Annotated in this window: 22 protein-coding genes; 12 read left to right on the top strand and 10 right to left on the bottom strand. The window is 47.7% G+C overall.

Translation table 11 applies throughout. From position 1 onward, the window contains the following. Nucleotides 1–41: 41 nt before the first annotated feature. Both ureC and ureA read right to left on the bottom strand, forming a co-directional pair. Nucleotides 42–1,754, bottom strand: coding sequence for an urease subunit alpha (gene ureC, locus M2277_RS26925; RefSeq protein ID WP_006210724.1), 1,713 nt, complete (start codon nt 1,752–1,754; stop codon nt 42–44). Then, a complete protein-coding gene (gene ureA, locus M2277_RS26920; RefSeq protein ID WP_148247346.1) occupies nt 1,751–2,395 on the bottom strand; it encodes an urease subunit gamma in 645 nt (214 codons plus the stop codon). The genes ureC and ureA overlap by 4 nt, the downstream gene beginning before the upstream one ends. Nucleotides 2,396–2,685: 290 nt before the next feature. On the opposite strand from ureA, the gene M2277_RS26915 reads away from it, so the two are divergent. The 4 genes from M2277_RS26915 to M2277_RS26900 all read left to right on the top strand — a co-directional run bounded on the left by M2277_RS26915 (nt 2,686) and on the right by M2277_RS26900 (nt 7,700). Further along, on the top strand, nt 2,686–3,468 hold the full coding sequence (locus tag M2277_RS26915; RefSeq protein ID WP_280756065.1) for a DUF3889 domain-containing protein: 783 nt from the start codon (nt 2,686–2,688) through the stop codon (nt 3,466–3,468). Nucleotides 3,469–3,651: 183 nt separating this feature from the next. Next, nucleotides 3,652–5,214: an ATP-binding protein gene (locus M2277_RS26910; protein ID WP_280756064.1), complete on the top strand. Its 1,563-nt coding sequence runs from the start codon at nt 3,652–3,654 to the stop codon at nt 5,212–5,214. Between the two features lie 128 nt (nt 5,215–5,342). Next, nucleotides 5,343–6,593 carry a multidrug effflux MFS transporter gene (locus M2277_RS26905; protein ID WP_063479524.1) on the top strand — a complete coding sequence of 417 codons (1,251 nt, stop codon included), beginning with the start codon at nt 5,343–5,345 and terminating at the stop codon, nt 6,591–6,593. Between the two features lie 183 nt (nt 6,594–6,776). After that, a complete protein-coding gene (locus tag M2277_RS26900) occupies nt 6,777–7,700 on the top strand; it encodes a VanW family protein (protein ID WP_036639174.1) in 924 nt (307 codons plus the stop codon). Here the strand turns inward: M2277_RS26900 and M2277_RS26895 are convergent. The 4 genes from M2277_RS26895 to M2277_RS26885 all read right to left on the bottom strand — a co-directional run bounded on the left by M2277_RS26895 (nt 7,687) and on the right by M2277_RS26885 (nt 9,810). Next, nucleotides 7,687–7,884, bottom strand: coding sequence for a hypothetical protein (locus tag M2277_RS26895; protein ID WP_280756063.1), 198 nt, complete (start codon nt 7,882–7,884; stop codon nt 7,687–7,689). The two genes, M2277_RS26900 and M2277_RS26895, sit on opposite strands and share 14 nt — an antisense overlap. Continuing rightward, nucleotides 7,863–8,003, bottom strand: a complete 141-nt coding sequence (locus M2277_RS26890; RefSeq protein ID WP_280756062.1) for a hypothetical protein — start codon at nt 8,001–8,003, stop codon at nt 7,863–7,865. The genes M2277_RS26895 and M2277_RS26890 overlap by 22 nt, the downstream gene beginning before the upstream one ends. Beyond that, nucleotides 8,000–8,299, bottom strand: a complete 300-nt coding sequence (locus M2277_RS31800) for a styrene monooxygenase/indole monooxygenase family protein (RefSeq protein WP_481857793.1) — start codon at nt 8,297–8,299, stop codon at nt 8,000–8,002. The genes M2277_RS26890 and M2277_RS31800 overlap by 4 nt, the downstream gene beginning before the upstream one ends. 311 nt (nt 8,300–8,610) lie before the next feature. Then, a complete protein-coding gene (locus M2277_RS26885) occupies nt 8,611–9,810 on the bottom strand; it encodes a cytochrome P450 family protein (protein WP_280756061.1) in 1,200 nt (399 codons plus the stop codon). Between the two features lie 703 nt (nt 9,811–10,513). On the opposite strand from M2277_RS26885, the gene M2277_RS26880 reads away from it, so the two are divergent. The 7 genes from M2277_RS26880 to M2277_RS26850 all read left to right on the top strand — a co-directional run bounded on the left by M2277_RS26880 (nt 10,514) and on the right by M2277_RS26850 (nt 18,181). Beyond that, nucleotides 10,514–11,143, top strand: coding sequence for a C40 family peptidase (locus tag M2277_RS26880; RefSeq protein ID WP_006210712.1), 630 nt, complete (start codon nt 10,514–10,516; stop codon nt 11,141–11,143). A gap of 49 nt (nt 11,144–11,192) precedes the next feature. Further along, nucleotides 11,193–14,285 (top strand): ATP-binding protein, encoded by a 3,093-nt coding sequence (locus tag M2277_RS26875; RefSeq protein WP_280756060.1) that lies wholly within the window; start codon nt 11,193–11,195, stop codon nt 14,283–14,285. 6 nt (nt 14,286–14,291) lie between these two features. Further along, nucleotides 14,292–14,942 (top strand): response regulator transcription factor, encoded by a 651-nt coding sequence (locus M2277_RS26870; RefSeq protein ID WP_006210710.1) that lies wholly within the window; start codon nt 14,292–14,294, stop codon nt 14,940–14,942. Between the two features lie 417 nt (nt 14,943–15,359). Continuing rightward, complete coding sequence (locus M2277_RS26865) at nt 15,360–15,842, top strand: Rrf2 family transcriptional regulator (protein WP_006210709.1); 483 nt, start codon at nt 15,360–15,362, stop codon at nt 15,840–15,842. Between the two features lie 23 nt (nt 15,843–15,865). Beyond that, nucleotides 15,866–16,864 carry an LLM class flavin-dependent oxidoreductase gene (locus M2277_RS26860; RefSeq protein WP_006210708.1) on the top strand — a complete coding sequence of 333 codons (999 nt, stop codon included), beginning with the start codon at nt 15,866–15,868 and terminating at the stop codon, nt 16,862–16,864. A gap of 178 nt (nt 16,865–17,042) precedes the next feature. Next, the gene (locus M2277_RS26855) at nt 17,043–17,774 is read left to right on the top strand and encodes a DUF4184 family protein (RefSeq protein WP_280756059.1); all 732 of its coding nucleotides are present in this window, start codon (nt 17,043–17,045) and stop codon (nt 17,772–17,774) included. Between the two features lie 230 nt (nt 17,775–18,004). Next, complete coding sequence (locus M2277_RS26850) at nt 18,005–18,181, top strand: hypothetical protein (RefSeq protein ID WP_006210706.1); 177 nt, start codon at nt 18,005–18,007, stop codon at nt 18,179–18,181. Between the two features lie 316 nt (nt 18,182–18,497). On the opposite strand, the gene M2277_RS26845 is transcribed toward M2277_RS26850, so the two are convergent. The 4 genes from M2277_RS26845 to M2277_RS26830 all read right to left on the bottom strand — a co-directional run bounded on the left by M2277_RS26845 (nt 18,498) and on the right by M2277_RS26830 (nt 24,967). Beyond that, entirely contained in the window at nt 18,498–19,658 is a 1,161-nt protein-coding gene (locus tag M2277_RS26845; protein ID WP_280756058.1) for a Ger(x)C family spore germination protein, read from the bottom strand. A 1-nt stretch (nt 19,659) separates the two neighbouring features. Further along, nucleotides 19,660–21,216 (bottom strand): spore germination protein, encoded by a 1,557-nt coding sequence (locus tag M2277_RS26840; protein WP_063479531.1) that lies wholly within the window; start codon nt 21,214–21,216, stop codon nt 19,660–19,662. Further along, nucleotides 21,213–22,307 carry a GerAB/ArcD/ProY family transporter gene (locus tag M2277_RS26835; RefSeq protein WP_063479532.1) on the bottom strand — a complete coding sequence of 365 codons (1,095 nt, stop codon included), beginning with the start codon at nt 22,305–22,307 and terminating at the stop codon, nt 21,213–21,215. Before M2277_RS26835 ends, M2277_RS26840 begins: the two co-directional genes overlap by 4 nt. Before the next feature lie 605 nt (nt 22,308–22,912). Beyond that, complete coding sequence (locus M2277_RS26830) at nt 22,913–24,967, bottom strand: GxGYxYP domain-containing protein (RefSeq protein ID WP_280756057.1); 2,055 nt, start codon at nt 24,965–24,967, stop codon at nt 22,913–22,915. A gap of 313 nt (nt 24,968–25,280) precedes the next feature. Between M2277_RS26830 and M2277_RS26825 the strand changes: the two genes are divergently transcribed. Continuing rightward, complete coding sequence (locus tag M2277_RS26825; protein ID WP_280756056.1) at nt 25,281–26,426, top strand: GntR family transcriptional regulator; 1,146 nt, start codon at nt 25,281–25,283, stop codon at nt 26,424–26,426. Nucleotides 26,427–26,588 lie beyond the last annotated feature (162 nt).

Below are 26,588 nucleotides of genomic sequence, written 5' to 3'. Positions count from 1 at the left end.
TTTTTTAGTATTACTATCCCGAAGTCTTATATATCTTGGGGTTAAACGAGGAAATAACGCTGTGACAGGGGCAGATTGGCAGATGGTGCGCTTGTCAGCTTCTCGCCATTCACGGTAACTGCGTAAGTCACAGGGTCTACCATAATTTCCGGCGTCTCACCATTGTGGATAAGATCCGCTTTTCTCACGGTCCGGCAGTTCTGAACAGGCAGGAGCTGCTTTCGCAATCCTAATGGATCCAGCGTCCCCATTTCTAGGGAGGATTGCGAGACAAAGGTCGCGCTAAGTGCAGCCTGCGCTCCACCGTAACTGCCAAACATCGGCCGATACATATAGGGCTGCGGTGTGGCGATCGAAGCGTTCGGATCTCCCATGACCGCATGGACAATCATGCCGCTTTTCAGCACCATCTCCGGTTTGGCGCCGAAAAAGGCGGGCTTCCAGAGCACGAGGTCGGCCATTTTCCCCACTTCAATGGAGCCGACATAATTCGAGATGCCATGGGTGATGGCAGGGTTAATGGTGTATTTGGCAATGTAGCGCTTAATCCGGAAATTGTCAGCATTTGTATCCGGACCTAACGGACCGCGCTGTTGTTTCATTTTGTCCGCCGTTTGCCATGTGCGGATGGCGACTTCACCCACACGGCCCATGGCTTGAGAGTCGGAGCTGGTCATGCTGATGGCTCCAATGTCATGCAGGATGTCTTCCGCACCAATCGTCTCTGCCCGGATTCGGGAAGCGGCAAAGGCAACATCCTCCGGGATGCGCGGATCCAAATGATGACATATCATCAGCATATCCAGATGTTCATCCAGCGTATTGACGGTATATGGCATCGTTGGGCTGGTAGAGGAGGGGAGAACGTTCGGCATGGAAGCCACCCGAAGCAGGTCAGGTGCATGGCCGCCTCCGGCGCCTTCGGTATGATAGGTATGAATTGCCCGGCCGTTAAAGGCGCGCAGGCTGTCTTCAACAAAACCGGCTTCGTTCAGTGTATCGGTATGAATATTAACCTGTACATCCAGCTCTTCAGCGACATTCAGGCATTTATCGATGACATAAGGCGTGCTGCCCCAGTCTTCATGAATCTTAAGTCCGGCAGCGCCTGCATGCACCTGTTCCGCCAGCGCTTCAGGGCGGCTGCTGTTCCCGCGCCCCAGAAATACCATATTAATCGGCAATGCATCGGTTGCCTGCAGCATGCGCTGCAAATTCCATACCCCTGAAGTACAGTTCGTAGCCAGCGTACCCGTGGCGGGTCCGGTGCCTCCGCCAACAAATGTGGTCACACCACTTTGAAGTGCAATTTCCACTTGCTGCGGACTGATGAAGTGTACATGCGAATCCACGCCGCCAGCCGTTACAATCAAATTTTCGCCTGAGATGACTTCGGTACCAACTCCGATAATCATGCCGTCGGTAACGCCATCCATCATCAGGGGGTTCCCCGCTTTACCAATGCCGCTAATGAATCCGTCCTTAATCCCGATATCGGCTTTGACGATGCCCCAGGTGTCGATGATGATGGCATTCGTAATGACCAGATCCAGTACGCCTTCCGCACGGGTCGCCAGTGGATGCTGACCCATGCCGTCACGAATGACTTTACCGCCTCCAAAAACACATTCATCCCCGTAAACGGTAAAGTCCTTTTCAATCTCAAGCCAGAGGGAGGTATCGGCGAGTCTTACGCGATCTCCTGTCGTAGGCCCATACATACTGGCGTAGGTAGCGCGATCAATCTTTGTCATAAGCTCACCATCCCATTCGTTTTTCCGTTTATCAAACCAGCAAAGCCATGAATTTCTTGACTGCCTCCAATCTGCACAAGGACAACCTCTGAAGTTTCCCCGGGTTCAAACCTTGTGGATAAACCAGAGGCAATATCGAGCCTGTATCCTTGCGTGCCGTTCCGATCGAATTGCAGGGCCGGGTTGCATTCGTAAAAATGGAAGTGTGAGCCTACCTGGATCGGGCGATCACCGGTATTCGTTACTTCACGCTTAATGCGGGGCCGATCAGGAACCAGCTCGATGGGCTCATCACGAAGATCGTATTCCCCGGCAATCATACCCGCTGAAGCGAGAGTGCCTTGGATCGGATCATGAACACTGACCAACTTGGTGCCATCCACGAAAGTAGCTTCCACCTGGACTTCTGTAAGCAAATGGGCAACTCCATCCATGACTTGATCCGCAGACAGGACATGGCGCGCCTCTTCCATTAGCTCCGCTACAGACTTGCCGTCACGAGCACCTTCAACAACGTAACCTGAAATAAGTGCGGCCGCTTCAGGATAGTTTAATTTCAACCCGCGGGCCAAACGTTTCTGCGCTAATTCAGACGCTAGAAAAAGCAATAATTTGTCTCTCTCTTGGTAAGTAAGATGCATCCAAGTCACTCCCTTTGTAATATTTTGTGTCAGAATACATAACACATAATTGTGAATGCAGACTGACACGCTGCGTAATGGTGTTTATTTTGGATAAATGTAGCACTTCATAGAAAGTTAGTCAATATTTATGTTAGATAAATTAACATAAAATTAACAGAAGATGTTCTAGTCCTCTTAAAATATATCTAACGAATATCCAACGAATGCCACATCGCGCATAGGAACATCTTTAGCGGGAACCTTAGGCTCAGACAGGGTTGATATTGAGGACAAGCAGGAGGGGTTACATGCTGAACAGCATTTTTTTGACAGGGATATTATGGCTCGGGATAAGTCCCGATGATCATCAGAGCATGGAAGAATCCTCGATTAATGACTACCAGCAGGCCATTCTTGAATCCGGCGCCCAGCTCGTCGAAGAGGCCGTGAGGACTTGTGAGGTACATTTCGGAAAGAAGATCCTTTTGCCTCCGCAGCTGCCATCCGTATCTTTCACGCATCAGTATGGTCGCTGCTATGACACACAGGGAGGATTGGACGAGCATTTGGAGATTCATTATCAACATCAACACAAGCCGGAGAATGAGTATACAATCGAGCTGTATCCAAGAAAGAACCGACAACAACTGAATTATCTGTCGTTTGATGAAACGGAGCTTGCGGATCATAACGTGGCCAAGTTCTACAAGGGACCCATCAACTCAATCCAGCTATTGGCATTCGAAAAAGGCGACTGGCAGTATCTGTTGACGGCAGCCAATCAAGCCTCGTCGGCAATCGGTCAACAGGAGTTGACAGAAATCGCGCAGTCTCTAATTCATGTCGTTGATAGCAAAGACCCGACTTATGCGAAGTGGGGGAATCTCGCAGTAAATCAAACGAAGGACCATTATCATATGGACGTAATTGATTATCTCTATATGGGGAGAACCACGAAATCCAGCGAATTGGCGGAGGAGAAATTCAAGCTTTGGTTGAAGAAGGGAACCCGTGAATTCGGCGTTTATGCGATCGTTGTGTTCAATCCGACCACGGATCAATTCATAACGATACGATACGAGGAATTCTAAAAGGAATAACGGTTTGGAAGCAGGGATAACACCATTTTCAGGAAAAAAATTACACATGCTTTTCTGAAAGTCGTGTTTTCCTGCTGTTCAGACGTCTGCTTATGGTGTACCATATTTGGTGATACTTGCCTCCGTTATTTCTACATTTTGCGCCAGTATATAGCGATTTAGGAGTGATTCGCTTTGCCGTTTATTGTCCTTAAGCTCCTATTTGTTCCTTTGATATCGGTCTTTATTATCGTGTCGTCGGTTTATCTGGATTACCAATCATCCATCCCTTTGATGCTGTTATTGGCAGCACTATTGTACTTATCCGTCGTGTTCGATCGAAAGTATGAATCGCTCCGCAATGTTCAATTTCTCTTCCTCGGAGCCTTTCACTATGTTAGCCAATTAAATTGGTGCATTCTCTTGTATTACATATTTATTATTAATCTCATTCATAAGAAAGAGAATTTTAGAGACTCGATGTCGCTGTGCTTTCTCATGATTCTTCAATATTCCGTCATTCGTCTGACCTATTTGCCATTAACGAAGTATCATATATTGGTCTCTGTGTTTGATACCTTGGCGTCTTTTGTCATCGTGATCTCTTTTCATTTCGTGAACTTTCTCGATTCGGAGAAGAAGAAGTTATATAAGCAAAATGATTATCTGACGTATCACGATCCTTTAACGGGTTTGCTCAATTATGATGGATATTTGCATAAAGTTCAGCATTTAATTAAATTGAACAAGCCTTTTCAATTGGTGCTGCTGGATATCAACAACTTCAAATCATTGAATGCCAAAGATATATCGACCGCCAATGAGATTCTTATCAGTTTCTCGCGCGCACTGCGCAAGCTGTTCCTGAACGATATGCTTGCAGCTTCCCGGTACGCAGGAGATCGCTTTGCTATACTGCTCCCGGAGCATGTAAACATCGAGAGCAGCATGTTTAACTTTGAGCATATCGGTGTTCAGGTGACATACAGCATTACGTGTTATCCCCATGAAGCGTTAACCTATCAGGAGATGCTCAGCACCGCGGAGGACCGGATATTTCAGATGCGGCGCAATTCCTGGATGAGAAGCCAGGAGGAGATCCTTCGAACGGAAAAGATGAAGATGGTGGGAGAGCTGGCTGCCGGGATGGCTCATGAAATCCGGAATCCCCTCACTTCGATTAAAGGCTTCATACAACTTTCGAAAAATCAAAGCTATAACATACAGCCCTGGTATGAGGTGATTATGGGCGAAATCACGAGGGTAGGGGAATTGACAGCGGAGTTTCTGCATTTTTCCAAGCCGCATGCCAGCAACATGAAAGTTGAGTCGCTTACGGATTGTATGACCCGTGTCTATTCCCTATGTGAATCCGAAGCTGCTTCCCATGGACATCTTTTTACGCTCGATTTAAGCGATGATCCGATCCATATCGTCATGGACCGCGACAAGATCATTCAGGTGCTGATTAATTTGATCCGGAATTCATTTCAGGCGATGGAGCATACCGGCACGGTTCGTATCTCGCTAGAGGCAGTAGAAGCGCTTGCAGTGGTAAGGGTCGAGGACACAGGTAAAGGGATTGCTGATGAAAATCTGGCAAAGATTTTCGATCCGTTCTATACAACCAAAGAAGAGGGCACGGGTCTCGGACTGTCCCTGTGTCAGAAAATTGTAGAGGATCATGGCGGGAGAATTACCGTACAAAGTGAGCTTGGTAAGGGTACGACATTTACCTTGCGGATTCCGTTGGCCTAGAAAAAATGGATAGCAATATCGTGGAATACATCCTATGATAGGATAGTTATTTAGCAGTCGGATGTTTTAGAGAAGAGATTAATCATGATATGCATCGTTGTGTTGCAGGAAAGGAAGTAACCGTTCGTATGTCGATTTCCACCAATGAAGCCAGCTCTACGATGGTACTAACGCGCAGAAAGAGGCTTCAGTTTGCTCTGATTCTCGGATCACTTTCAGCATTTGGGCCATTATCTGTTGATATGTATTTACCGGCGCTTCCCAAGCTGTCAGAAAGTTTGGGTTCACCTGCCTCATTAGCTCAGCTCAGCCTGACGGCATTCTTGCTCGGACTTGCACTCGGACAATTGGTAGCCGGACCGTTAAGTGACATAAGGGGGAGGAAAGGGCCGCTGATCGTCTCACTGATTATTTATTCGGTGACCTCCTTGCTCTGTGCATTTGCGCCTAGCATATGGGTCCTGGTTGCACTTCGTTTCATACAGGGAGCAAGCGGAGCGGCGGGCATTGTTATCTCCAGAGCAGTCGTCCGGGATTTATACACCGGTTCCGAACTGACCAAATTCTTCACTTTGCTGATGTTAATCAATGGTTTGGCACCCATTATTGCGCCTGTGTTCGGAGCATTTATCCTTAACTTTGTTTCATGGCGCGGGGTTTTTGTTGTATTGTTCCTGATCGGTGTGTTGATGCTGCTTGCTGTCCTCTTCGGTCTTCCCGAGACGCTGAACCGGGAGAAAAGAGCAACCGGTGGCATTAAGCAGACATTTCGCACATTCGGTACACTGATCCAGGACCGTGTATTCGTTGGCTATGCGCTGTCTCAAGCGTTTGTATCCGCCGCAATGTTTGCTTATATCTCGGGATCTCCGTTCGTTCTGCAGGATATATTCGGTGTTTCCCCTCAGATGTACAGTCTGTTTTTTGCCGTGAATGGAATTGGTATTGTTTTGTTCTCGCAGATAACAGGCAGATTGGCTTCTCGCACCGGTGAAACGAAACTGTTAATGACAGGACTTGTGATTGCCGCATTTGGAGGGACCTCGTTATTCGTCATCACATGGCTTGGCGGAGGATTATTATTCATTGCACCGATGCTGTTCCTGATTGTATCGGCCGTCGGTATGGTAAGTGCTACGACAACATCGCTCGCGATGCAGAAGCAGGAAGCCCGTACAGCGGGGAGCGCCTCGGCACTGCTTGGTTTGCTGCCCTTGTTGTTAGGTGCAGCGGCCAGTCCCCTGGTGGGACTGGGTGACGGCACAACGGCGGCACCGATGGGAACGGTAATCGGCATTGCAGAATTGCTGGCGATCAGTTCGTTTTTATTCCTGGTCATGCCGCTCACCCGCCGCAAAGACACTCACGTTGCACTATAAGTACCTTGTGTAGAAACCCGACCTTTCATGGTGCGGGTTTCTTTTTGCATTTTATAAGGCTTTGCATGAATTGTCTGTTAAGCAATCATAATACCATAGAGAAGAAATATACGGAGTAGTAGACCGAGCAAGCACGGACAGAGGATAACCTAAAGAAAAAGCGGGTGAGCTGGTTTGAGATGGATGTCGGTTGTAAGCCTATTGTTCTTACTCTTGCAAGAGAATGAACCGGATAACAACAATTTAACGATTATGCAAGAAGGAAAAGTCATGACCAGTGTAAGTCGTAGCGAACACGCGCTTGACGTGTTCCCGCTGCTGGACATGGATAAATACGAGCAGTGGGTGGATATGCTTGATCGGAAAACATATCTAGAAGCACAGAATGCCCGCATTGGCAGCAGCGGACAGATTGTTCCCGGACAGAACGGTCATCGGCTGAACCGTCGTAAGCTGCTGGAGCAATACTATGCTTATATGTACGGCACCGGCTCTGCTTCCATCGAGGCTCCATGGTACCCGACTTATCCCAAGGTGGACACGGAGCTTCTTGCGGCAATCCGGGTTAAACCCATCGGTTACTATGTCACTTATTTTAATTCCAGCAATAAAAATCGTTCCCATAATATTGCATTAGCTTCAAAAGCGATTGATAGTGCCGTCGTATTTCCGGGCGAAACCTTTTCCTTCAATGAGGTTGTGGGCATGCGAACGATAGACAGAGGTTATAAGCGTGCAGGCGTTATTGTAAGAGGTGAACTGTCAGAGGGAGTGGGGGGAGGAATCTGTCAGGTATCCTCCACACTGTTCAATGCCATCGACCGGGCTGGATTGCAAATCGTCAAGCGGTACTCCCACAGCCGTAATGTTCCCTATGTGCTTCCGGGGCGGGATGCTACGGTCAGCTGGGGCGGACCCGACTTTGTGTTTGAGAATGCATATAACCAGCCTATTCTAATTCGGGCCTACGGTAGTGGCGGAAGAATGACGGTATCCATATTTTCCTCTGAGCTCATTGAATACAAGCCGCGCAATGTGCCTAGCATATCGAATCGATTGCCGGAGGAAACAAAAGACAGCCTGCACAATCCTGTCAGCGGGGATTAATGGAATTGCCAATGAAAGCTTCCCTTGCCTTGATGGGGTCTTCGAACCAGGCCGCGATTTCATCAGCCGTCTGTTGGTCAGCGGCGGCCTTCATGAGTAGTCCTGCAATATGCTCGGGAAGCGGCTGTGTCATTGCGTTGGTCCATTCCGTAACCGCAACGATTAGGCCTTTACCCGGTTCCAATAAGCTGCGCCAACAGCTTCATCCCATGCGGCTTCCTTGTTTGTTACAAGGGTTTCATAGATTTGCTCAGCCGCATAGGATGCCGTATTACAGCCATGACCTGTAATCGGATCAGTCAAAAAGACACTGTCGCCGCATCCCAAAATAAGGGTGTGGTTCTCCATGACATAAGGGCGGTGAATGATCGAAGTGATCGCTGTCTGAAGATAAGCCTGTTCATCAAGGAGCCCACAATGAAACAGGAGTGATTACGAGCAGCGATTTCCGGAAAATATTCCTCGACCTCGACAGTGATCCGCATACGTTCTTCGAACGCTTCGGAAGTTTTAATCTCCTTGAATGTGTCCAATATCCCATCTGGAACAGCTTCAATAAACAAAATCGTGGCACGACCGGAATCGGTGACGGCCGGGATTTCAAATCCTGAGAAGTTACACGACCGGGTACAAAGGTCACGCCTTGCTGCTCAAGATCCTTCATCGCGCTGGAAAAGCGTAAACGTTGATCGGTTGATGTCGCAGAGCCAGCCAGTTTGTGTCCCGTAAATAACCGCTGCTGACCTATACATTAGTTTACATAATATTTATTATGGTATATATGTGAAATGCACTTAAATTAGTTGTGGAAATCGATACGGGTATCCCGTGTTGTTTTCTATAAGTAAGAGGCGAATCCCGTTTAGCGGATTCGCCTCTTGTTATTTGAAGACTATGATTCCAGGATTGCTCATGATTCAGGGTGGAGGGCCAGCGGTATTTCTTCCACGCCCCGGACGATCATGCCAGGTCTCCATCTAAGTTCATCCACACCAGCCTGAAGCTCAAAATGAGGATAGCGTCGGAGCAGCGTGTTGATTGCAATTTCGCCTTCAAGTCTGGCTAGCGGCGCCCCCAGGCATAGATGTATCCCTTTGCCAAAAGCTAAATGCTGGCTCTTCTCCCGCGTAATATTAAAGAGATCGGGATGTTCAAATGGACCTGCGTCACGGTTTGCGGAGTTCAGGGAAACCACGACCAAATCGCCTTTTTTCATCTGAACACCGTGAAACTCCATATCCTCCGCGGCCCAGCGTGAGGTGCTGAATTCAACTGGACCGTTATAACGAAGCATTTCTTCAATAGCGCCATGAATGAGTTCGGGTTGTTCCTGCAGCAGCTTGCGCTGCTCCGGATATTCCAGCAGTGCAAGCACGCCATTGCCGATCAGGTTAACCGTTGTTTCATGGCCGGCAATAATCATAAGCGTGACTACGCTATACAGCTCCTGTTCAGATAAACGATCCCCTTGATCCTCGGCCATGACCAGCTGACTGATCATATCATCGCCCGGATTCTCGCGAACCTTGGCAAACCAATCCTTCAAGTAGGCGATAAATTCATGCATATGCTGAACGACCTCTTCGCTTGTTTCCCGATTCGAAGCGCCGATGATGGAGTTGGACCATACCCGGAACTTGTCCTGATCCTCCGTAGGTACACCAAGGATTTCGCTGATCACAATAATAGGAAGTTTAAAGGCATATTCATCAATGAGATTCATCGTATCTTTAGCGGAGGCTTCATGCAGAAGGGTATCGGCAATGTCTTGTATATGGCTCCGCATATCAGCAATTCTCTGGGGAGTGAAGCCTTTCTGCACCAGTCCGCGGAGGCGTTTGTGATCCGGCGGATCGGCGAACAGCATGTTGGTGCTGAATACACTGCTATGTTCTGCTCCGTAAGCTTTGGTAATGTCTTTTATAAACCGGCCTTCCTTCAGCGCGGCAACCGCCTCGTCGTAACGGGTGATCAGCCATCCATAGCGACCATCAGGAAACTTCAGATTCAGAATCGGTTCGCTTTGTCTTAATTTCTCGTAAACAGGATAAGGGTTTTGGGTGAATTCCTCAGTAAACAACGCATTTTTCAGAGATTCGTTCGCACTCATACATTAGGGTCTCCTCTCGAAAATGTTAGCTTCTTATCCAGTATAAGGGATGGGGAAGACCATAACCAAATTTCACAATTAGTCTATCACTTTGTATAAATTGTCATTTTGAATGAAATCAACATTTCTTTTCACCTTTTGCGAATATCGCTGGCCCGCAGCCTCCATTAATCTGTGATAGAGCACAAAAAAGCTCAATCTGGTGCTTGCCAGCGAGGATTATCCTGATGTGATCTTGGGTCTGAACATTTCACCTGCGCAGCAGATGATCTACGCTACGTGAACGGGCCGACACGGCCTGTAGCGCATTATGCAACTATTCCATGCCAAGGATTTCTATTATCGTACGTTCGATCAAGATCCGGGTGGGGGAAAATGGTTTTTTAAAACGAGTATGGGAGGAAGTCTAGCAGCAGAGGCTCGCGAATCAGCGAATCGTAAGGCGAGTTTGACCGAGACTATATACATGAAGCAGGCCTGCCACGGAGTATAATCCTGGCTGGCCTTTTTGTGCAGATTCACTGATGAATCGACTGCTGCCCAATACGAAGTGAAATCTACCTGTATCTAGTAAAAATGGATGCTGAAATGGACAAATAGGATGCGAGAGACCAATATCAGTGATTGACAATTTATGGGTTGCGTTTAGTATTAAACTGAAGGATAAATTTTATGGTGATCATCACCAGCCAAGGGGGATAATATGAACCAAACCACTGTGCCTTATAACGAGATTGAGCCGCAGCTGCAGACCGGAGATATTCTGCTCGCTCACGGTGTAGCCAAGGGAAGTTTGCGCATTGAAGAGCTGGAGCACTGCCCATGGTCACATGTTGCGATGGTCGTACGTGCGCCGAACGATGAAGTGCTCTTATGGGAATCCACATCGCTCGATAATCTGGAGGATTCATGGTTACATGTCAAAAAGTCAGGTCCTCAGATTGTGAAGCTTCGGGATCGATTGTCAACGGATGTTAGTAACCATTATGATACGATGTTTGCGATCCGTCATCTGCATGCTGATCGAACACCTGAAATGTATGAGCAGCTGGATCATTTTATCGAGCAGGTGCATGATGCCGTGTTTCCGGATAAAAAACAGATGTATTGGGAAATCATCGAAGGCAAGTTTGGCATTACATCTTCCTTCCGCGACTTTTTTTGCAGTAAACTGGTGGCGGAAACTTATATCCAATTAAAACTGCTATCCTCAGCTAAGGCACCTAACAGTTACGAACCCAAAGATTTTACGTCGAAGCGACATCTTTCTCTGCTGGGAAATGCTAGATTAAGCGATGAAATTTACATTGATGCAGCGTCGATTCTCACATGAAATGGCGTAAACACGCGGCGGCACTCATTTTTTTTACCTGATCCTGTCTGTGGATTGCCATTCGAAGGTTGCGGCAGCCGAGTCCTCCACTTCGGTGAAGGACGGTGAGTTACAGTTTATAGAATGGAATTTTGCCACAGATGGGAGTTTGGAGCTGAACGGGAAGTGGGCATTTTATTGGAATCAGCTGCTAGAGCCTGCTGACCTGAAACAGGGAACGATTCCTTCAGTCAGCGCCTACGTGAATGTCCCCGATTATTGGACGAACTATACCTTAAATGGAATGAAACTTCCAGCCGACGGATATGCAACGTATCGTTTGACGATTAACGGACTTGATTCAGAACAGTCCATTGCACTCAAGCTGCGTAATACATATTCCTCTTACAACTTGTGGGTGAACGATACCCTGGCAGCTTCGGCCGGAAAACCAGGATCAACGCCTGATTCCACCGTTCCGAAGTACGGTGCATCTTTAGTCGTACCCGTGCAGCCCGACTTGGATGGACGATTAACACTGCTGATACAGGTTGCCAATTTTACGTATCCCAAGGGAGGAATTAATAACGCCTTTGAGCTTGGAGATGCCAAGCAACTGCAACTGGAGAAGTCAAAGGAGCTTGTACGAGACAGTCTTGTCATCGGCTCCCTGCTGGTTATCGCCGTTTATCATATAATCCTTTACATGCTGAGGCGCAACGACGTCACTCCGCTGTACTTCGGGTTGTTCTGTATTTGCATTGCAGTTCGAACGATGCTGGTTGGCTCGAGATTTGTACTGGAAGTATTCCCAGCGTTCTCATGGGAATGGTTTGCCAAAGCATCGTATTTAACGATTTACGTCGGCGAGTTCTTTTTGATCTCATATATCTATCACTTGTTTCCTCAATTTCTGTCCCGCAAGGTATGGCGTTTGACGCAGTTATTCACGATGGGCTTAACTGTGCTGGTGCTTACAACCCGTATTCGGGTGTATGATTATTCACTGATCCCGTTTCAGATTTATTCCATAGGGCTTGTCCTGTATGCCGTCTATGCATCCATTCGGCTAGCCAGACAAAGACAAGAAGGGGCTGTCCTTCTCATACTCGGGTTCAGTCTCATCTTCCTGACAGCGGTTAATGATACCTTAAATCGCAATGGAGTCCTGGCCACACCAGCTTTGCTGCAATTCGGCGTACTCGGGTTTGTCTTTTTGCAGGCATTATTGTTGTCCATGAAATTTTCCCGGGCATTTTCCCAGGTGGAGCGTTTATCGGAGCGATTGTTAACGCTGGACAAGCTGAAGGATGAATTCCTGGCAAAAACTTCGCATGAGCTGCGTACTCCGCTCCATGGCATTATCGGTTTAGCGGATGCATTGATTGATGGGAGCTCCGGCAAGCTGCCATCCCCCGTTGTCGATCTGTTGCGGCTAATGAAGGTTAGCGGTCAGCGGCTTGCGCATTTGGTAAACGATATACTGGATTTCTCAAAGCTAAAGCATCAGGAGATTGGCTTGGTCATCGTGACGGTTAACTTGCGTCTGTCCGTAGAGCTGACCCTTCAAGTGCTGAACCCATTGGCCCAGAAGAAAGGGCTCCTATTATCTCACCAATTGCCGGACGATATCTACGTGATGGCAGACGAGAATAGGCTGCAGCAAATATTGCATAATTTAATCGGCAATGCGATTGCATACACGGAAAATGGAACCGTTACTGTCACGGCGAGGAGAATGTATGGACAGGTATCGGTTCAGATAAGCGATACCGGAATCGGGATCGCAGAAGCAGATCAGGTCCGCATCTTTGAATCCTTCGAGCAGGTTGATCCCTTGCATCGATCGCAGCAAGGCGGTACCGGGATTGGACTCTCCATTACTAAGAAGTTAATCGAGCTGCATGATGGCAGCATTGGAGTAACGTCCAGACTTGGTGAAGGATCAACGTTCAGCTTTACACTTCCCTTGACTGGTGAGGGAAAACCGAAGGAATCTCCTCTACCCGTCACAGACTATATCCAGACCGAGTCATTCCCCCATTGGGAGATCGTTCAGACCGAGAGGGAGCCAGCGAACTCTAACATGCAGCTGCCCTCCGTGCTTATCGTGGATGACGATCCGATTAATGTCCAGGTGCTCTTGCAGTTCCTGGGCGGAAAGTATTCACACAGGTCGACATGCAGCGGACAAGAGGCCTTGGAGTGGATCGAGAATGGATATAAACCGGATATCGCGCTGCTGGATGTCATGATGCCGTATGTATCCGGACTTCAGCTAGGAGAAGAAATACGCAAGCATTACAACTCGGGGGAATTGCCTATCCTGTTCCTCAGTGCAAAAAGTCAAATGACGGATCTCGTTGCCGGTTTCGAACACGGCGGCAATGATTATCTTGCCAAACCCGTTGCCAAGCAGGAGCTGTTGGCCCGTCTGGAGCTGCATCTCCAACTGGCACGCTGGAATGCAACGCTGGAACGCGAAGTGGAGGCAAGAACCATTGAGCTTGAGCATTCTTTGGAAGAACGGGCCAGGGCTATGTCGAAGGTTTCCGTTCTGGCAGAGCGGAATCGGATTGCTGGAGATATCCACGATCACGTGGGACATATTCTTACAGCCAGCGTTGTTCAGCTGGAGGCCGGTTTGAAAATGTCTGCCCATAACGCACCGGAATCAACAGAGAAACTGAAGCATGCATCGGACCTGCTCCGCAGAGGACTTCATGAAATGCGGAAATCCGTGCATATGCTTGCCGAGGAGGAGGCTGCCTCGGCAACGTTCCGGAACTCCTTGCTGCAGATTATCAATGACTCCCAGCAATATGCGGAAGTTACAGTGGAGCACAAAATTGAAGTTTCGGACGGCAGCCTCGAGCCGGAGGCTGAGAAGCTGATCCGCCATGCCCTGCAGGAGGGGATCACCAACGGAATACGTCACGGGCAGTGTACAATCTTCCGGTTTGAATTAATAGAGACCGAAGAATCCATTCGGTTTACACTCGAGAATAATGGACTTCCCTTCGAATCCGAACGGCTTGGATTCGGTTTGACTATGATGCGCCAAACTACCCGGCGAAGGGGCGGTACCTTCCAGGTCAGCACGAAGGATGGAGCAGGCTGTATGCTAGTACTCACCATGCCCCGATCCACGCTTAAGGAGTGATCAGATATGTCAAGCATAACCATACTTATTGTAGAGGATCAAACCATTGTTCGTGAGGGCCTGGAGACGATTATCAATCTGGAGCCCGACATGGATGTTGTTGCCACCACGGACAATGGACAGACCGCCTGCGAGCTGGTGGAGCAGCTGCGCCCTCAGCTTGTGTTAATGGACATCGAAATGCCGGTTATGAACGGAATTGCGGCAACACGCCAGATTAAGCAGTCACATCCGGAAACCATCGTGCTGATCCTCACGACGTTCACAGAAGAGGATTTCATTATAGAGTGTCTTGCCAATGGAGCATCGGGATATTTACTTAAGGACTTCTCTTCCAACAAAATCATTACTTCGATCCAAGAGGCGGTCCGCGGCGAGATGATGCTCCCCTCGAAGGTGGCGGCAAAATTGGCAGCCCGGTTAAGGACAACCGGAGCTCCTCAGTTTCCGGCACAACATTATAATCTGACACCACGAGAGTTACAGATTGCAAAGCTGATGACGGAATATAAGAATAATCGGGAAATCGCCGATATGTTATATATCACGGAAGGAACGGTTCGGAACTACATTAGCGTCATCTATGAGAAAATCGGCATGAATGATCGGACCAAGGCCATTCCACTGCTTAAACATGCTCTTAGAGATTTTGATTGACATTTTTTTGATCTTCAAGAACACCGCTTTCTATGGAAAGTGGTGTTTTTTTTGTCATGCATATCTACGAGTATAGGGTTTGATCGTCGTTTGGAACAGTTACTCCTGTCATATAAAAGTCATATAAGGATCATACAAATGTCATGCCTTTTGTCATGTAATGGTCATACCAATTGGCCCCCTCATTACTTATAGTAGTTATGCGAGGGAAATACGTTGAAACTGAACAAGATGGCGTTGGTGACGCCATCTTGTTCTTTGTTTTATCAGAATTCATTGCATTTGAGCTCAGTGAGGTTTTGCTTTTGGGGCGAAACTGATATAATATATAACGTGGATAATGATTATCTGTTTTAAGCATAAATTGAGAAACTGCAATTTGAGTCATGCTACTTACCTAAAATCGAGGTGCTGTTCATGCATATGAAAACAGGGGTGGAACAGTCGGTGTATGCTCTGGTCCTGCTCAACATGCTGCCCGACAAAGCGGTGCTGCCTGGAGAAGCGATTAGCCAACAGCTTGGAGCATCGGCAACCTATTTTCAAAAACTGTTAAGAAAGCTGGTCACAGCCGACATTATTACGTCTGTGCCTGGCATTAAAGGTGGCTTCAGGTTAAAGAAGAAGCCTGAAGATATTCGTGTTTACGATGTTTACCTCGCGGTGGAAGGACAGCAGTCGCTGTATTCATCCCACGGAATTCTGGTGGACATGCTGGATTTGGAAAAGGAAGAAAGCTGCTGCCTGTTAACGAATTTGATGGAAGAAGCTGAATCCTCCTGGAAAGCTGTATTGAAGCGGGAGACCATTGCTTCGCTTTCGGAGGAGATGTGTGGTGAACGCTTTAAGGACAAAGTGGCAGCTTTGGAGGAATGGATTAACAACAAAATGGTCGTCTAACCGAAGAAGGGGATGGAATTAGCATGAGATTAAGCGTATTGGATCAGGCTCCGGTGACAAGTGGCAATACAGCGGAGGGTGCCTTGAATAAAGCAGAAGAACTGGCTGTCTTGGCCGATGAACTGGGATACAGCCGAATGTGGATGGCAGAGCACCATGGCGGTAATACCTTTGCCAGTTCAGCACCGGAAGTGACGGCAGCCCGGCTGGCCGCCAGAACGAATCGTATTCGAATCGGCACCGGCGGCGTGATGATGATGCATTATTCTCCGCTCAAGCTGGCGGAAGTGTTTAAAACGCTAAGTGCTTTTTCCCCGGGCAGAATTGATTTCGGCGTCGGACGGGCTCCCGGCGGCGATACAAGTGCCATGTATGCACTGTCTGAAGGGCGCCAGTTAATGCTGCACAACATGTATGACAAACTCGGTATTACGATGCAGCTGCTTCAAGACCAGATTCCGGAAGATGAGCTGTATACGAAGAATCTCGCGGCTCCAACAGATGTAGCACTCCCCGAGGTGTGGCTGCTCGGCTCCAGCGGCAATAGTGCACTCAAAGCTGCGCAGATGGGAGTGGGATATTCCTTCGCGCAATTCTTCAACGGTGCGATGAGTAATGAGATATTGGACCATTACCGGGATAACTACCAGCCTTCTGTCTTCATGGACAAGCCGGAGATTAATGTATCCTATATGGTGACTACAGCTGAAACGAAGGAAGAAGCCGAGTATGAGGCGTTACCGCAGGATATCTTTCGCCTGATGATGAGTAAAGGCAGAATTACTCAAGTGCTGACACCCGAGCAGGCTCAAGAGGTATCCTTAACGGAAATCGACCGGATGGCCATCGCAGAAGGGCGCAAGATCCATCTGGTTGGGGCGGTTAAAGACATCGCCGTACGCTTGCAGGAAGAACAAGCCCAGTACGGATTCCAGGAAGCGATGATATGCAGCATTCCCCATTCGCAGGAGAAACGGCTTGAGGTATATCGGCTGCTGGCTCGCGAACTGCTGGGCTCGTGATAGATTTCATCAAATCAAACGCCAAGTCCTCGACTGAAGAGACTTGGCGTTTTTTTCATGCATTTGTGTTGTAGGCAACAGGTTGGAAGCAGATGCAGGAGAGCAACTTTGTTTGCGTGTGGAGCGTTAAAAGGTAAGGAACGTATTCGCTTAAATTATGAAGAAGTTAGGAGAAGCCATGCCTTTTACATTTGCTCATCCTATCATTACCATGCCCTGGTGGAGGAAAAAATCACTGCCAGTGTCTGCTCTCGTAATCGGCTGCATGGCACCGGATTTCGAGTATTTTATCCGGTTTCGAGCGGCTTCGGTATGGAGCCACGAGGGCTTAGGCGTTATTTTGTTCAATCTGCCCATGATTGTGCTGCTGTATCTGTTGTTTGAATGTGTCATAAGACCGGTTCTACACGTGTATTTACCTTCATGGTTCCCATATCGCTGGAGTAGGGAAGAGAAGCTGCCCATATCATTAAAAGGCTGGCTCCTCGTTCTCCTCATGGGAATGACAGGTGTTGCCACACATTTGCTGTGGGATCAGTTTACGCACAAGGGAGCATGGCTCGTCAATCATATTCCCTTGCTTACACAAACAATTCAAATGGGATCTATACATATCCCGGTGTATAAGCTGTGCCAGCATGGCAGCACCCTCCTCGGTTTGGGTCTGATCGTATGGTGGATTCATCGCCATTTGTACGTAATGCCTGAGAAAAGGAAATATCAGCATCCGATTTTACCATTTTGGTGTGTGTGGGCAGCAATCTTTATCGTCATGATGGTTATGGCGATGATTACGGTGGTGGATGGAGATGGCTTGGCATTTATATTGCAGTTAGTCGTACCGGAGATCAGCAGTTTCTTGCTGGCCTTGCTTATGACATGTCTTGTTTTTTGGAGTAGAGCTAGATAGAATTAGCAAATAACTGCAGAGAGCCCTTTCTGTCCATGACGCCTCAGGACGGTGAAGGGAAATGGAGCCGCTACAGTCTGTACTTGGCCGCGATGGGTGTAATCAGATCAAAATACCGGAGCTGTGCATGGACTCTTGTCACGAAAACTATAAAAGCGTAGTTTGCCTAACAACATTTTCATATTGGAATCATAATTTATGGTAAGGCAGGGAAGTGGGAGGTATGTAGTATGGGCCAAGGAACGCAGGGCAAAAATCAAAAAAACCAGCAAGCAACTTCGAATACGGCTACGCTTAAACAATTAGCATTTATTGCGGCACTTCTAGTGCTAATCGCCGCAGGCATAGGCCTTTATATAGCATATGATGACTTGACCTCGGAAGACAACGTGGAAATTATCATATAACAGCGAAATCAGGAATTATCTGAAACTATCAAAAACTTGCGATACACATATATGATCTGATCTGTGACCCTTATCTCTAACTCCTCACGAGCCATAAATGGATCCTCACAATTAGCTGGAAATGGTGATGTAGATGGAGCAAGGCCGCGCATATTGGAACAGCATACGGCCAGTCGTCTTGCATACAAGCATGGCTGTATTTAGCAATATTCAGAAAGGGACCTTTCCTTATTGTTTCATGAAAAAAGCCAGCTTGTTCTGCGTCGATGCTGAATATGGCTGGCTTTTTTTGTTTTGCTGTAAAACTCAGGCGACCCTAATCCCGACGCGGCAGCAGTTTCATGCCGACATGGTCCAAATGAATATCAACTTGAACGACAGCCAATGACTCCTCATCTATAATGAGAGGCGAGGTTTGCTTCAGTTTTTTCCACAGACCCGGTTCTCGTTTAAACAGAATGTGCTCAAGGCTATAAATGTCAGTTTTCGCTTTCAGCCCATTTCTGAAGGTATCGATGATCTCTTGCCTTACAATCTTTGCGGCTTCCCGTTCATAGTCGCTCTTGGTGAAATCGACAAGCGCTTCAACGACGTTTCCGTCTAATTTAACATGGAGTTCGTATTTAGGCTCCCCGTTTACAATCTTTAACTCCTTGCGAATCTTGGGCGATTGAAGAACCACGACTCCAGCATAGTCTTCATCTTTCATGATCAGAACGGGTGAACGTTTCGTGTTGGCCTGTACCCAGCGTAATCCGTTAAGTTTATCGTTGGTCAAGATCGCACTCATGGTGTCCTTGACGATGGTAAATACACCGTCAACACGTAATTTGGGATTAGGTTTTCTGTCCTTCTCCCAGGTTTCCTTGTCCACGGTGAGGTTAGGAAGCAAGGCCGTGCAGGCAGGCTCGGTCATGAGAGCCAAAAAATCGAAGTACCGAAGGGGAACGATATACGATTTCTGTTTATACTCCTCCAATGGTTCATGGGTCAACGTGCTCAAGGGGGAGAGATTAAAAAACGCCGGCGCCGTCAAGAGATCCTCGATGGACTCCCGAGTCCCGAACACCCACGGTGTCAGACGGACTTCCTGATACCGGGAGAGTGTATCGAGCTGAGAAAGAATCTGGGTTTTCAGTACTTTTTCACTGATAATGATACTGGAGATGTGGCTCCAGATGGTTCGCTGCTGAGCCGTATCGTACAGTTGATTGATGGCCATATCCAATGTCTTGCCTCGCGAGGTCGAGGTCCAAATTTGAGCGGGTTTCCCTGAGTTTCCGGTCTCTGTCTTGGCAACGGAGGTGAAATCCGTCATTTGTGTGTACACAACGAAATGTTTATCCTCATAATCGATGCCAATGGCTGTAATATAATTCATGTCCTGAATTTCTTTGATGTCCCAGCAACCGGAGAGGACGTTTAACGTTAGGAGGACCAACACGATTTTCAATAAGAACCGGATACAGGTCGTCATCTCATGATCCATCCCCTTCTTTGGAGGTGCCATCTATTGGATTAAGCATTTCCGGTCTCCTCTTGCTATATAACCAAGGCTTCTTAAGAATGGCGCTTACCACATCCTTCGGCGTTAACGGCGACAAGGGGGCAAGATACGGAAGGCCAAAGGATTCCAATACGGATAGATAAGCGATGATGCTCATCATCCCTATGAAAAAACCGAGCATCCCGAGCAAAGAGGACCATGCAAGCACGTACAGTCGAATGACGCTAACGGTTCCGCTCAGCGTCTGATTGACCAAGGTAAACGTAGCGACGGCAGTCGTGGCTGAAACGACAAGCATCGTAGGCGATGTAAGACCCGCCCGTATTGCAGCGTCACCGATAATCAACCCTCCAAGAACGGCAATTGTCTGTCCGACCGCCTTGGGGAGACGGATTCCCGCTTCCCGGAACAGCTCGAACATGCCCAGCATAATCAATATTTCCATAGGGCCGGAGAAGGGGAGGCCGAATCTGGAATTGGTTACGGTAGCAAGCAGCGGGAAAGGGAGCTGGTCCATGTTATAACTGGTCAATGCGATCCAAAAACCAGGCAGGAATATGGCGATGAGCAGACCGAATAACCGAAGCAACCGTTCGAATGTGACAAAATAAAACGGGAAATACGAATCTTCGGGGGATTTTAACAGCTCGATGAGATTACACGGACCGATGATGGCCATCGGCGACCCGTCAACCAAAAAAACAAATCGCCCGCGGAGCAAGCATTCAACCACGAAATCGGGTCTTCCGATATAATCAACGAGCGGAAACAGGGACAGTGATGACTTACAGATGCCTTCCTCCAACTGACCGCTGGTGACCAGAGCATCGACTTTAAGTTCATCCAGACGTTTCTTGGCTTCCTGGATAAACTCCGGACGCACAATATCGGAAATATAAAGGAGCGATACTTTGGTTTGACTGCGGACCCCGACGACGGACCGCTCATGATGCAGCGAGGCGGTGCGCAGCCTTTTGCGGATGAGTGCCACATTGGTGCTAATATCTTCGGTAAACCCGTCTCGAGCACCCTTGATGGCGACCTCAGTGTTAGACTCCTCCGGCTGTCTCTTCGGCATCTTGGCAATGTCGATGGAGTAAAAGCATTGATGGGTTGAAAAGAACAGAATCAGACGTCCCGCAAACAATTGCTTCATCACTTCGACATGCTGCTCCACCCGGTTCCATTCCATCGACTTATCCAGCATGTTGGAAAGCTCATCCCATTCCGATGAGTCCCCCAGCTTATGCTCCAGATTCGGGAGAACATACTGCGTAAGTACCATCGAATTGATCATTCCTTCGCAATAGAGAAGGAGAACAGGAACCGCCCCTTTGTCCTTACCGGGGTATGAGGTGATGATGACATCGGCGGAAGAGGAAAACATGGCACGCAAAGATTCTTCATTCAATGATTCCAGATCAGCTTTTTCCTCATCTGCTGTCGCATCTGGGGCTGATTTCACTTCATCTCCGCTTGCTTTAGGTTGACGCTGGAGCATTCGATTTCGGATTTTATGGTGCTTCATGTTTTCTGCCCCCCCTTGTTCTTAGCCTTGATTAAAACAGCGACAGCAATGACTAGCGTTAAGGATGCAACAAAACAGAGGAAAGCCAGCGAATATTTTCCCAGAACGAATAATTCGATCTGTCTATCAATTGTAGAATTCAGAGTCAGTATGGAGAGGGTTACCCCGAGCGCTAACAACGTCCAAGCCCGGTGTTTTGGCTTCTTGAGATCCATGCCGTCGGTGATAATGAACAGAAACAGGGAGATTCGGATGAGTGCACCCGAGATCCACTGATACAATGCCAAGAAGTCGACATGCGTTATATATTTCGTGATCGTTACGAGCATCCACTGATCGTATGCTGGGTAGCGTGCCTGCATGGCAGGAGTGGGTCCGAATGCGGCGATCGCTCCCATTAACGGGCCGAGTGTTAATCCACCTAACAGCAGTGACAGTAACACGATATAAAAATAATTCATCCGGCGTTTCATGTGATGCTGAAAGAAAATAAGGACAATCATCTCCATAAAACCGCCTGCCGCGATGACCATGCTGTTCAGCATGGGAGTATAACCCTCGACAAACAGCGGTGTTAACAAGGAATAGTCTTTGTACTCCAGATTGGATACAGCCACAAAATGTCCCAATAACCATACGATGGGCAGCAGAATTCCGGATATGATGGCTATCGAACGAATTCCGTTATAGGTCACATACACGCATAACAGCACAATGACCAACGAAACAACCATTTTGGGAGTTTGAGGCAAGTACGTGACCCTGATCCACGTTGTGGTTTCTCTTAATATGACCATCGCCATTACAAAAAAGTAGAAACTTGAGATGGTAATGAATATCCGGCCAACCGTCTTACCAAAATGCTCTTGAAACCAGGCAAATATGGATTGGTTGTGGGTTCGCTTCATGATGAAGTAGAGAATATACACCCAGCCGATGTGAAGAATCATGGTCACAATCGTGCCCATCCACGCATCACGGCTTGCGGCCTGCAGCAGCAGCGGAATCAAGATGACATGGTTGGTAATCCCTAAGGAAAGCAGCATGATAAAGAAAACGTCGATGATGGATATCTTTTTGCTAGTGGGCATTATACTAGTCTCCATGTGTGGGAATACATGCTAATTCAATACAGTGAGTATTTACCATTTGCTGAAATTTATGTACGAAGGCTGGAGGAGTATTCTTATCCCATCCGTTATGTGAGCCAATACGAACCAGTATCTGCTGGCTCAGTGAGTATGACGGATGGTTCATTGCTGAGCAACGACATGCCTTATGTCGAATGTGTGTGGTTTTTGCGATTACCCAAGAAATAATTATTGGAATCATGGGCTACAACCTGGCTGGGCAAAAAAAGAAACAGGCACGCTTGCATCGCGCCTGTACATTGAGCATCTCAAAACCAGGTCACAGTTCCATCAGAAAGGGCGCTGAATGGATGGAATCAAACTATTAAGGAGGACATTACATCAATAGTTAATGTAATTAACTATTATAATTAATGAGATTAATTATTTATAGTTAACATGATTAATTAAATATAATTAATGATATTAAGTATATCTCCGAAAATGCCGTTGCCATGTTTGGCAGGTGTGTATCGTAATAAGCACCATGTACAAAAGGCGTCGCAACCCGATTTCTCAGGTTAGGACGCCTCTATGAATTTTCCTGAGTGCTAGTAAGCCACCAACTACTTGGCAGCCGGCAAGTTGTAGCTTTCTCGTATTAAGGAGAAATAATGATCGGCACGGACCACTTTGAAATCCGTTCCGAGCTGCTCGGTAAGCGCCAGTGCATCGGATGGGGTCATGCTCCATGCGAGCAAGCCGAAGGAAATAAACAGCGGCGATTTGCCGTCCCAATTCGCTTTCGCTTCTTGAAGGACCTTTAATCCGTCTTGCGCCGTGCTAATGCCGCGAATCGTAGAGACGGGCATGCTCCCGCCAAGGATTTCTATCCCATAGTTGTCTTCATAGCTAATGAAAAGGCCGGGCGCCTTATAATCCTTCTCGTAAGCGGATGCTTTAAACGGGGTGAGCGGGATGTTCTGACCGTCAACCCGATTCAGCACGTAAGGGATCGTCATTCCTGTCTTTTTCAAATATTGTTCTGTCTGCTGCAGGAATGGCCGGAAGCTTGCATCAGGCCACGGACCCGGATAGAAGTAGCCGGCACCGGAAGGTCCTGCAATCAGCAGATCGTTCTCGGTTGCCGTGTTCAGATAATAATTCAATATCGCAGGGGCACCCTCGTAGAGCAGCGGGCTGGAAGTCCAGTTAATCGGAACTTTGCCTCTGGCCGGATCATCCCACATCACGCGCATGCGATGCTGATTATACTGAAAATTATCGCCTTCGGTAAAGGTATAGGTCACATAGATTTTGTTCTCAAGGGCGGGCCGGGGAGGCGTTTTCGCCAATTTGAAATTCGGCTTGGTTCCCGAGAAAACAGTCAGATTGCTGAACCAATCCGCCGCCAGAACATAAACGCCATAACGGGACGCAATCTCGACCGAGCTGAACTCGCCTTCTACATCATTGCTGAACCAGCCGAGATAAGGGGTACCCGGTTTGACATCAGACATGATTTTCTCGAAGAGCGCTTTCTGCTCAGGCACGTTGGAATCCAGCCAGAATACCATTGCTTTATTGGCGACAGCGTAATCTCTTAAATACGCATAAGGTTCACGCTGCTCGGCGGAGGGTGGCTGAATATTCCCGGCTGAAACCTTGTACTGGTTCCACATATCCACTTCGGCGGTCAAGCTCTTCGTTCCGGCAGGAGGGGAGAATTTATATACAAAATAATTGCCGTTGTCGGCGAAGCGGTGACCGCCTTGACCTTCGGCAAATTTGGAATTCTGTCTGTCATAGAGATAGGCTTCTTCTTCCGGGGATCCTGCAATGAAGTGCGCAATCTCTGTGCCGTCAGCTTTGACCGTTACTTCGTGTACCGCAGGCCCCCAACCATCCTGGGTGAAGGCATCATCAAAGCGAAGATAAACTGCTGATGTTCCTAGGAGAGAGGACAGGTCGAGTGAATACGTATTCCGATTGCTTGCATCCCGAACCTGCTCCTTCTCCTCGGCAATCGTAACAAATGATTCAGGAAGACCTGGAGGAATGCGAATCGCTGTATCCGGATCAAGTCCGATTAACATCTGATGTGTCGTCTGCTTCCACAGGTTCTCATACTGCCAGGTGTAAGCGTCAATCCGATTATCGAATTGACCTCGCAGATCATCAAGGATCTTCAATTTATACGGAGCTTTCGACAATTTGACGGCCAGCTCCGGGCTGGCAACCACGGCATTCTTCAGTCCTGCGAGCGTGGTAGCGACATTAATCGTATCAGGTACCTCAGGATCATATACAATCATGCCTTTGGCTTCGCTGCGATAAGCAGAGAACACTTCCCAATAATCTGGATGAAGCGTGTAAGGCACGTCCATATCCTCAAGCCAGGTCCATTTGCCTTCTTCCTGGGATTCAATCAGATAGATTCGGGGTTGTTCCCTGTTAACGATTCCCTGCAAGGTTCCTAGCAGCAATTTGACATCACCTGGCGCATCATAAATATCGGCAACGTCCAGATGCTTCGGCTTCTTGAAACTTGGCAGTTCGCGTTTTGTGGAGCCGTCAGGTTTAGCGGATTGTACATCCGCATCGGAAGCGTAGGCTGCGCCAGCGGTTAAAGAAAAAGCGCAGAGGAAGGCTAAACAGAGAAGCGTGAATCTACGAGCCATGGCGAATTCACTCCTTGTTATGGTTTAAAATTGGAGCGTGTGTATCTGCAACATCTGTCCTCCTTTTGCGGCTGGTTGGCCATGTAACACATCGCATCACAACACATATTAAATATATACAAATATAACTTTTCAAGGGATTTGACAAAACTTCCTACCGTTCTTGGGAATCAGTCATTTATAACAAAGAGGATGATAACGGGGTTATGACGTTTCTAAATGCGGATATGCTCACGCTTGTTTATTGCGCTTGTATGTGTAAGGATATATTATATATTTCAAATATTATGAATGAATTGGTGATGTGATTAGAATGAGTGCAAATGATCGTATTCCGTTGTATCAACAAATCCAGGACTATATCAGACACGTTATAGCATCAGAAAATATGAAGCCCGGTGATCGCATACCGACAGAGAAGGAACTGATGGATCAGTTCCATGTCAGTAAAATCACGGTGGCGAATGCCTTAACGGGATTAGCGAATGAAAAATTGATTGCCCGCGTGCCGGGCAAAGGCAGTTTTGTAGCGGAAGAAGCGGATATCCCGCCGGCGACATCAACGGCCGCGGTTGCGATTAAGGGGAGGGAGGGAACAGCAACCGGATTGGTTGGCGTGATTATGCCGACCATCCATGATTATTTTGCCATCAGGCTCATTGATGGCATTGAGCAAGCTCTGAATGAGAAAGGCTATCGCAGCATGATCATGTTGACTGACGGGAAGCTTGATAAGGAAAAGAACGCCATTAAAGAACTGAAAGCGCTGGGCGCAGAAGGACTGCTTATCTTCCCGGTTGATGAGGAGAATTATAACGAAGAGATACTCGGCATGAAGTTATCCGGTTTTCCGTTTATACTCATGGACCGGTATTTGCCCGGAGTCGAGACACATTATATTGCGGCCGATGGAAGAATCGGCACAAGGCTCGCGGTTGAGCATCTGTGGGAGCTTGGTCACCGGGATATTGCCATCTGCTCGGATTCTCCGCTTCAAACCGTCACGGTACAGGAGCGGATCGAAGGGTATATGGACGGATTGAAAGACAAGGGAGCGCTAATCAATCCAGCTCATATGATTACGGACTTCAAGCCGCTCAGCGTGCTGAAGGATGCGGAAGCCCACCCCTTATACCGCTATATCCGAAACAGAATGGTGACGGCATACATATCGCTTAACGGAAGATTGGGTGTGCAGATCTATCAGATGGCGAAGCAAGCGGGACTACGCGTACCGGAAGATGTATCGATTGTAAGCTTCGATGACCCCACTTCCATCGTGGAGGAATTCAGCATCTTTACACATGTTAAGCAATTCGAGCGGGATATGGGATACCGGGCGGCCAGCAAGCTGCTGGACATATTGCGTGACCAAGGAGAAATGAAGAGTTACAGCAAAGTGTTGATCGAACCCGAACTGGTGATACGTCAAACCTCGGGGACCGTTCCCAAAACCTGATATGCTCGAAGAAGAACAGCCTTTTCCGTATAAAAGCGGAGAAGGCTTTTTTCATGCTGATATAAAAAACATATTGAATATATTAATATTATATATTATATTCTAGAAAATGATGGATAATCATACACGCAACCCATATCCAACACGAGCAGGGAGGCTAAG

Source organism: Paenibacillus sp. LBL, from assembly GCF_029893715.1.
GTDB classification, from domain to species: domain Bacteria; phylum Bacillota; class Bacilli; order Paenibacillales; family Paenibacillaceae; genus Paenibacillus_AQ; species Paenibacillus_AQ glucanolyticus.
Note: the sequence above shows the minus strand (reverse complement) of the source record. Positions and strands in the feature narration are given on the sequence as shown.

Coding starts and splice junctions, on each gene's coding strand:
- ureC (WP_006210724.1), bottom strand. CDS start 1,754: ATGACAAAGATTGATCGCGCTACCTACGCCAGTATGTATGGGCCTACG.
- ureA (WP_148247346.1), bottom strand. CDS start 2,395: ATGCATCTTACTTACCAAGAGAGAGACAAATTATTGCTTTTTCTAGCG.
- M2277_RS26915 (WP_280756065.1), top strand. CDS start 2,686: ATGCTGAACAGCATTTTTTTGACAGGGATATTATGGCTCGGGATAAGT.
- M2277_RS26905 (WP_063479524.1), top strand. CDS start 5,343: ATGTCGATTTCCACCAATGAAGCCAGCTCTACGATGGTACTAACGCGC.
- M2277_RS26900 (WP_036639174.1), top strand. CDS start 6,777: ATGTCGGTTGTAAGCCTATTGTTCTTACTCTTGCAAGAGAATGAACCG.
- M2277_RS26885 (WP_280756061.1), bottom strand. CDS start 9,810: ATGAGTGCGAACGAATCTCTGAAAAATGCGTTGTTTACTGAGGAATTC.
- M2277_RS26880 (WP_006210712.1), top strand. CDS start 10,514: ATGAACCAAACCACTGTGCCTTATAACGAGATTGAGCCGCAGCTGCAG.
- M2277_RS26870 (WP_006210710.1), top strand. CDS start 14,292: ATGTCAAGCATAACCATACTTATTGTAGAGGATCAAACCATTGTTCGT.
- M2277_RS26865 (WP_006210709.1), top strand. CDS start 15,360: ATGCATATGAAAACAGGGGTGGAACAGTCGGTGTATGCTCTGGTCCTG.
- M2277_RS26860 (WP_006210708.1), top strand. CDS start 15,866: ATGAGATTAAGCGTATTGGATCAGGCTCCGGTGACAAGTGGCAATACA.
- M2277_RS26855 (WP_280756059.1), top strand. CDS start 17,043: ATGCCTTTTACATTTGCTCATCCTATCATTACCATGCCCTGGTGGAGG.
- M2277_RS26850 (WP_006210706.1), top strand. CDS start 18,005: ATGGGCCAAGGAACGCAGGGCAAAAATCAAAAAAACCAGCAAGCAACT.
- M2277_RS26845 (WP_280756058.1), bottom strand. CDS start 19,658: ATGACGACCTGTATCCGGTTCTTATTGAAAATCGTGTTGGTCCTCCTA.
- M2277_RS26840 (WP_063479531.1), bottom strand. CDS start 21,216: ATGAAGCACCATAAAATCCGAAATCGAATGCTCCAGCGTCAACCTAAA.
- M2277_RS26835 (WP_063479532.1), bottom strand. CDS start 22,307: ATGCCCACTAGCAAAAAGATATCCATCATCGACGTTTTCTTTATCATG.
- M2277_RS26830 (WP_280756057.1), bottom strand. CDS start 24,967: ATGGCTCGTAGATTCACGCTTCTCTGTTTAGCCTTCCTCTGCGCTTTT.
- M2277_RS26825 (WP_280756056.1), top strand. CDS start 25,281: ATGAGTGCAAATGATCGTATTCCGTTGTATCAACAAATCCAGGACTAT.